The organism is Microcoleus sp. Pol12B4 (assembly GCF_036701385.1).
Taxonomy (GTDB): domain Bacteria; phylum Cyanobacteriota; class Cyanobacteriia; order Cyanobacteriales; family Microcoleaceae; genus Microcoleus.
On sequence record NZ_JAUBQR010000174.1, the window covers coordinates 1 to 7,589 of the forward strand.

The following is a 7,589-nucleotide window of genomic DNA, read 5'->3' on the forward strand; positions in this document are numbered from 1 at the left end:
AGATTGGGGTTGAGCAACCTGTTCAATAAAAAAGTCAGAGCCAATTGGTCGCCCTCGACTGCCAGCGTTCTAGCGTTTGCAGCCAAGTCGGGGTGGTGGGCGGCAGGCAAGTCCACCCAGTCTATCCACACGGGGGACTCCGGCGCCGCCTGAGAGTCCTTGGCTGGTTCTACGCCGTAGATAGTAGCTGCGCGGATGCCTTGGGGTGCGAAGGAGGCTAACAAAGGGGCGATCGCGTCGGTGGTTTGCTGCTTGTCGGGGTATTCTTGCCGTTTAGGCTTTTGTCCTTTTTTGGCAGTTTTGCTGCAAAACAGGTGGAGGGTTGCTTCTTTGAGGGTAGCCCGCACTTCGACTCTCGATGCAGCCAAGTGTTGATTTAGCAGTTTGGCGATCGACTGTACGTCTCCCCACCTGGCCCATTCCTTGAGAATTTTGTCCGGCGAAGTCAAATCCACCCGCAGCAGCCAATCCGGCTTTGCTTCGCCGCTGACTTGGCTGGCGATCGCGGCTTCGCGGAAATCCTCTAGTTGCAGTTTTCGCAGCCTGCCGGCGATGGGTTCGGCCAGCAATGAGGGGTCGGGGCTGTAAGCTGACTCGCACAGCACCAGCAGTCGGCGTTCCTTGGGTTTGATATTTTCCGGTGAATTCACCGGCAGGGTTTCCCGGCTGGTTTTGAGTTCTTTTTCGCGAATGCTGACTTTCACCGAAACTCCCATTGGCCCGAGGATTTCGCTGAGATAGCTGGCGATCGCATCTGGATAGCCCCGGCGCGCCAACGTTTCCGGCGAAACCGTCAATGTTCCATCGCGATCGCCCTCGCCTGAGTCAGCTTGGGGGGATTGAATCAAAGCCACCGCGCCACGGTTCGCTTTCGGCTGCGGGGGAACGGCGGAACCGACAACTTCCCGCGTCGCAGCAGCCGAAGTGTCGATCGTCACGGGGGAAGTTTCAAAAGCTTCTGGGTATTGAATGCGGGAGGCTATGGGCAGACTTTCGGCGTCAAAATCCAGTTCTTCCCGTACTTGCGGCGGGTGGGCTGCTGTTTCTATCGGTTTTGGTGTCTGTTTGAGTTTCTGGTTGTCATTCTTAAATTTGCCGAAAAATCCGCCTCTTTTAGGGCTTGCTGGCGCTTCCTCCGGGGAACTCGCTGGCGGCGGCACTTCGGCAACTTTTGGTTCCGGTTGCTGTGGCTGTTGCTGTCGCTTGGGACTGCTGCAATCGAGCCGGACTGTCCAGTCATTTTGTCGGGAACCGATTTTGCGGCCGCACAGAAACAACTGGTAAATTTTAGGTCGATCGGGCAGCAGTCGCGTTAAATCAGTGTGTTCGAGGGCGTTGGTAAATCTCGCCGTCACCAATTCTTGAGACGGACACTGCGCTGCTTCGCACAAAATGTGCAGGTGATTTCCCCGCAAACGCGCTTGTACTTGAACTTCGGGAAGCCCTAAAGCTTCTTGCGCCCACTGCGACGCGCTCGATCGATTGTCTGCCAATATGCTCCCGTTCGCATTCAACATGAAACTCTAAATTTTGCCAAAGCTGGTTTTGTTTTCTAGAAATAGCACAGTTACAGATTTTACAGACAATTATTTGATTTGCCGAGCCTAACCGTTTTGTCTGGTTTAAGCCACCCTGGACTTAGTGTCTTGCCTTGTATCCCCTCGGCTTCGAGCCGTTGGGGAATATTTTTTTGATAATACCTCGACATTTTGGCACAAATAGGTCCAAATTAAGCCAAGCCACAAGTTATTCGTCATTAGTCATATCGTTTCCGTTTGCATCCGAATAATAATTAGATCTCTCTCATAATTCTTGGGGAACAGGCAGGATGGCTTTTCAAGACTGGCTTTTCTGCAAATGTCTATGATTTTCCGACTGTAGTGCTGTGGTTTCGTCATGCTCCGCGGAGAGAGTCGCACGATGATCGATCGCATTCGGGGAGTATCCCGATTTTATACAAAGTGTTTTTTCCGAGTGCGAGCTTAAGATCTCGCGAGAAGATATTTATAGACTTGGCTACGCGGGGACGATCGCTTGCAGGATATCTTTCGTCGGATGTCACCGGATTTGATCTCAGAAGTCATTAGTCAGAAAGCAGCGGTCAAGATGATTATTTGGCTTGTAAACTGGGGATTATGGATTGACACAGGAGGAATTTATGCCGTCGGAAAACCAAGACTTGCTCAAAAATCAAACACCTGAGAGTCTAAAGTTGCCAGTTCCCTCAGACATTTTATTGAGCTTGGTCGCTTTACCTATGCTGGGCGGGTTGGTGGTGGCTAAAGCTGCTGCTGAGTTTGTTGCGTCGATCGGCGTTGAAAGCGAAGAAGTCTTTCGGGGTTCGCGCCTTCCCGTACTCAACTTTCCTCAATCACAGGATTAGAAAGCCCAAGGAATGATGCTGCAGCAGCTAGAAGTTAAATTTTTTGACTCCGCCCAAAAACGGATACTAGCCCCCGACTCCGGTCGGGGAGAAATAAAAATTTTCGACCCTAGTTCAACTTCCCAGAGTCATCTTGGGAGTAAATCTCAAAGTGTTCGACGCGATCGCTCGCCGAACGTCTGACGCCGATCGTCTAAAATCTAAAATCGCCACTCAACTGATATGAAAGCTTGACAATAGGTACAATCTGTGGTCTAAAAATTTATTTTTCCTTATACTTTGTACATAAGTGCCTTCTACTTTCTACGTTGCAATAAGTTGTCTCAAATTTGACTGCAAACAAAAGTGTTTTAGGCGAAACTAAACCATACAATTTTCTTGACACCCGCAGCTATTGAGGAACAGCCCGATGAGTTCAGTCCTCCAGTCTTCAGAACAGGCTATTATTGATGCAACATCTATTTCCCATTCTCCCGCTTACTCAAAATCAGACCTGTTTCTGCGAAATCGCCTCAAAGTTGTAGAGGACTTGTGGGAATCGGTGCTGCGACAGGAGTGCGGGCAGGAATTGGTGGATTTGCTCCAACAAATGCGATCGGTCAATTCCGCCGAGGGACAAGCCACTCACTTTCGCGAGTCGAATGTCGTACAGCTAATCGAAAAGCTCGACCTCAACGCCGCCATCCGTGCCGCTAGGGCTTTTGCACTGTATTTTCAGTTGATAAACATTGTCGAACAGCACTACGAACAGCGAGACCAACAGCTAGCTTACGCTAGCAGCAACGATGCTGGTGGGCGGATGTTTTCTAAGCTGCCAGGACAAGCAACGGATGCCCCCGATCGCCCGCGCCACAGGGAAGGCCCCGGCCCCGCCCAAATGGCTTTGAGCAAGGCAGACAGCAACGAGATGATCACTCGTGATGCCGGCACTTTTCACCAACTGTTCCCGATGTTGCTGCGCTTGAACGTACCCAGCCAGCAAATTCAGCGCTTGATCGATCAGTTGGACATCCGCTTAGTATTCACCGCTCACCCGACAGAAATAGTCCGCCACACGATCCGCACCAAACAGCGACGAATGGCGAAGATTCTCCAACAGCTAGACCAAGTTGACGAGAAATTTCAGGTGATCGGGACCGACCCTCAAAGCCCCTACCCGGTGTCTTGCTGGGAAGCGGCGGCTCTCCAAGAGCAACTGATGGAAGAAATTCGCCTCTGGTGGCGCACTGACGAACTGCACCAGTTCAAGCCGACTGTGCTTGACGAGGTGGAGTACACTCTGCACTACTTTGATGAAGTGTTGTTTGATGCAATTCCAGAACTCTACCACCGACTCAAGCAAGCTCTGCACGCTTCTTACCCTTATCTGAAACCGCCGAGTTACAATTTTTGCAAGTTCGGTTCTTGGGTGGGTTCTGACAGGGACGGCAACCCTTCTGTGACTCCGAAAGTTACTTGGCAAACGGCTTGCTATCAGCGCCACTTGGTGCTAGAGAAGTACATCAGCGCGGTGAAACGGCTCAATGAACTGTTGAGTTTGTCGCTGCACTGGAGCGACGTGCTGCCGGAATTGCTGGAATCTCTCGATCGTGACAGATCCGAATTTCCGGAGGTTTACGAGCAGTGGGCGATCCGCTACCGCCAAGAACCTTATCGATTGAAGCTGGCTTACGTGCTGCAGCGGCTGGAAAATACGCGCGATCGCAATTGGCGGCTCTATAAAGGAGACGAGTTGCAGCGGGAACGCGAAGCTTTGTCGGAAAATCCCGGAATGACAGGCCTTTATCGATCGGGCGCTGAGTTTTTGACTGAGCTGCAGCTCATCGAGCACAATTTAGTGGAAACAGGTTTGAGCTGTCGGGACTTGGAAAATCTGCTCTGCCAAGTAGAAATTTACGGGTTTAATTTGGCTTACCTAGATATCCGCCAAGAGTCAACAGTACACTCCGACGCTTTGAGCGAGATTGCTGAATACTTGCAAATTTTGCCCAAGTCTTACAATCAAATGTCGGAAGGCGATCGAATTATTTGGCTGGCAACGGAACTGCAAACTCGCCGCCCTTTAATTCCAGCAGAATTACCCTTTTCTTCCAAAACTTGCGAGACGATCAATACCTTCCGAATATTGAGGCAAATGCACCAGGAGTTTGGTCCGGAAATTTGCCAAACTTACGTAATCAGCATGAGTCACGATGTCAGCGATTTGCTGGCGGTTTTGTTGTTAGCAAAAGAAGCAGGACTTTACGACCCGGCGACTGGAATTAGCAGCTTTCAAGTAGTTCCTCTGTTTGAAACGGTGGAAGATTTGAAAAAAGCGCCGGAAGTAATGCAGCAGTTATTTGAATTACCGCTTTATATGGCTCTACTAACAGGAGGATACGCGCAGGAATTAGCGGAAAAAAGCGCAGAGAATATCCAATGTCCAATTGAAACTCTCAAATTGCAAGAGGTGATGCTGGGCTATTCGGACAGCAATAAAGATTCGGGTTTCCTCAGCAGCAATTGGGAAATCCACAAAGCTCAAAAGGCTTTGCAAATGGTTGCGGAAAAATACAATGTAGAGTTGCGGATTTTTCACGGCCGAGGCGGTTCGGTAGGGCGCGGCGGCGGGCCTGCTTACAAGGCTATTTTGGCTCAGCCTGGAAAGAGTATTAGCGGGCGAATTAAGATTACCGAACAAGGCGAGGTTTTGGCTTCTAAATATTCTTTGCCTGAGTTGGCGCTTTACAATTTAGAAACGGTAGCGGCGGCGGTAATTCAAGCTAGTTTGCTGCACACTGGTTTCGATGGCATTGACCCTTGGAATGAGATTATGGAAGAGTTGTCGGTGAGATCGCGATCGCACTACCGCCATTTAATTTACGAACAGCCGGATTTAGTCGATTTCTTCCACCAAGTAACCCCGATTCAAGAAATCAGCCAGTTGCAGATTAGTTCTCGCCCAGCCCGGCGGGGTGGCAAAAAAGACATCAGCGGTTTGCGAGCAATTCCGTGGGTGTTTAGCTGGACTCAAAGCCGCTTTTTGCTGCCTTCTTGGTACGGTGTGGGCACAGCTTTGCAAGAGTTTTTGCTGGAGGAACCGGAAGAACACATGAAACTTTTGCAGTATTTCTACTTGAAGTGGCCATTTTTTAGAATGGTAATTTCTAAGGTGGAAATGACTTTATCTAAGGTGGATTTGCAAATTGCAGAACACTACGTGCGGGAGTTAGCTTTGCCGGCTGAAAAGGAGCGTTTTAAGGCTTTATTCGATCAAATTGCTGCCGAATTTCACTTGATTCGCGATTTGGTTTTAACGATTACCGGACACCAACGTTTGTTGGATGGAGATCCGTCGCTGCAGCGTTCGGTGCAGTTGCGAAATGCGACGATTGTGCCTTTGGGTTTGTTGCAGGTTTCGCTGCTGAAACGTTTGCGGCAGCACGGTAGTGGCGGGGTTCCGGGGGTGATTCACTCGCGTTACAGCAAGGGTGAATTGTTGCGGGGAGCTCTGCTGACGATTAATGGTATTGCTGCAGGGATGCGGAATACCGGCTAGGGAAATAGTTTTGAGTTTTGAATGAGTGGTAGGGTGCGCCGCAGCGCACCTTGCTACTGGTAGTTTCAGAATTCGCGCGATCGCCCCTTGTAGTCACAGCCATAGGAAACTGTTCGCTATCCTAGCTGAGATTTTTTTATGTCTAAACGCAAACAGTCTGAAGGTTGTCGCCCCATGCTGCGGCGCACTTTTTTATTTTTAACGGGCATAGCTTTGGCGCGGGTTGCGGCTGACTATTTTGCGATCGCCCAAAACCGAGAGAGTTTCTTGACTCTCGCAGGTCAATTGTGGCAAAAGTCACTCGCTTTTTTATCAAGTATACAATCAAATCAAACTCCTCAACCTCTCCCTAACAATCTCATTGTAAAATCGGCAAAAACCAATCAACCTCTGCCGAGTAATCCTCTTGTAAAATCGCCCGAAAATTATCATGCGGTGCAACCGTCTCAACCTCAAATTATCAAACGTTCTGCTAAGCAAGCAAAACCTGTACAAGTCAGGAGCCAAAATGTAGCTGGTGCCAGTTTTTACCTCACAACTATTGACCTCGCCGATCCCGAAATTTATATCACAATTGGGTTAGCTAACAATGCAGATTTTGCCAATACTTCTAAAGTAACGCGGGGCGATGAACCTTTTGAAAATATGGTGTCGCGTTACCGGGCTGCTGTTGTTGCTAACGGGACTTTTTTTGGTAAAGATGAGCAGAAATCTGTGCTGGGAAATATGGTGGCGGCGGGTAAGTTTCTGAAATACAGCTGATGGGAAAATTACGGCACGACTTTGGGGATTAAAGCGGGAAATCAATTGGAAATGGTAACGGCTAGAATCGAAGGTAAGCCGGATTGGAGTGAACATTGGTTTTCTCTGACTTGCGGGCCGAGATTGGTTAAAGGGGGGAAAGTTTGGCTGTCTCCTTTATCAGAAGGTTTTAAAGATTCTCATGTTTTGGGCGTGGGTTCGAGAACGGCGATCGGCTTTCCGGCTTCGAGAGGTAAGTTATTTTTGGTGACTTTTCTGGATAGTTTGTCTTTGGAAGCAGAAGCTAAAGTTATGCAGGCGATCGGCTGTTTGGAAGCGATGAATTTGGACGGGGGCGCTTCGGTGGGTTTGGCTCATCAGGGGCAGGTTTTATTGCCGCCGGGCCGAAATTTGACGAATGTGCTGGTGGTTTACGATCGCAAATATCGAGCGCCGGCTCAGTTAAAGGAGTCCTGGGAACGCTTTCAAAAGGGATATCGACCTTCTCCCGATCCGTCCGTTTTTTTTGATTGATCTAGCAGAAGGAAGTTCGGCAACCAAGCACGCCATCGGGATGTAACGGATGGAAAAAAGAAGTCCAATGGAAGTCGGAATCGAGGGAGCATCCCAATTTTGGGTAGTGCTCCCGAGGGAAGGATGAGAGAATTAGAGATAATTCTATAACCAGTGCTGGGGATATGTCCTTTCTGCCGCTAAATTATTAAAGATGACGGCGCACAAGACCAAGATTATTGATCCCTCAAAAGCAGGTGTTAGCAAAAATTTCCAGTCTGGTTGGGTCATCATTACGACTAAGGCAACTGCTCCCGAAGGCGGATGTAGAGTTCTGGTAATCTGCATAATTCCGATCGCACTAGAAACAGCCATTCCCATCGCCCAGGGAGAAGAACCGAGAAAATGCAGAAT

5 protein-coding genes and 1 pseudogene are annotated in these 7,589 nt (G+C 49.3%); 4 read left to right on the top strand and 2 right to left on the bottom strand.

Annotation, left to right across the window (positions count from 1 at the left end; all coding sequences use genetic code 11):
• A pseudogene (locus QUA38_RS21205) lies at nucleotides 1–1,517 on the bottom strand (hypothetical protein); the annotation flags it as partial.
• A gap of 641 nt (nucleotides 1,518–2,158) precedes the next feature.
• Here QUA38_RS21205 and QUA38_RS21210 point away from each other — a divergent pair.
• The 4 genes from QUA38_RS21210 to QUA38_RS21225 all read left to right on the top strand — a co-directional run bounded on the left by QUA38_RS21210 (nucleotide 2,159) and on the right by QUA38_RS21225 (nucleotide 7,196).
• On the top strand, nucleotides 2,159–2,383 hold the full coding sequence (locus tag QUA38_RS21210; RefSeq protein ID WP_333041848.1) for a hypothetical protein: 225 nt from the start codon (nucleotides 2,159–2,161) through the stop codon (nucleotides 2,381–2,383).
• Between the two features lie 409 nt (nucleotides 2,384–2,792).
• The gene (ppc, locus tag QUA38_RS21215; protein WP_333165234.1) at nucleotides 2,793–5,921 is read left to right on the top strand and encodes a phosphoenolpyruvate carboxylase; all 3,129 of its coding nucleotides are present in this window, start codon (nucleotides 2,793–2,795) and stop codon (nucleotides 5,919–5,921) included.
• Between the two features lie 138 nt (nucleotides 5,922–6,059).
• Nucleotides 6,060–6,683 carry a hypothetical protein gene (locus QUA38_RS21220; protein ID WP_333165236.1) on the top strand — a complete coding sequence of 208 codons (624 nt, stop codon included), beginning with the start codon at nucleotides 6,060–6,062 and terminating at the stop codon, nucleotides 6,681–6,683.
• 21 nt (nucleotides 6,684–6,704) lie between these two features.
• A complete protein-coding gene (locus tag QUA38_RS21225; RefSeq protein WP_333165239.1) occupies nucleotides 6,705–7,196 on the top strand; it encodes a phosphodiester glycosidase family protein in 492 nt (163 codons plus the stop codon).
• Between the two features lie 144 nt (nucleotides 7,197–7,340).
• Here QUA38_RS21225 and QUA38_RS21230 read toward each other — a convergent pair.
• Nucleotides 7,341–7,589 (bottom strand): HPP family protein (locus QUA38_RS21230; protein ID WP_333165241.1); only part of this gene is annotated, 249 nt, incomplete at its 5' end.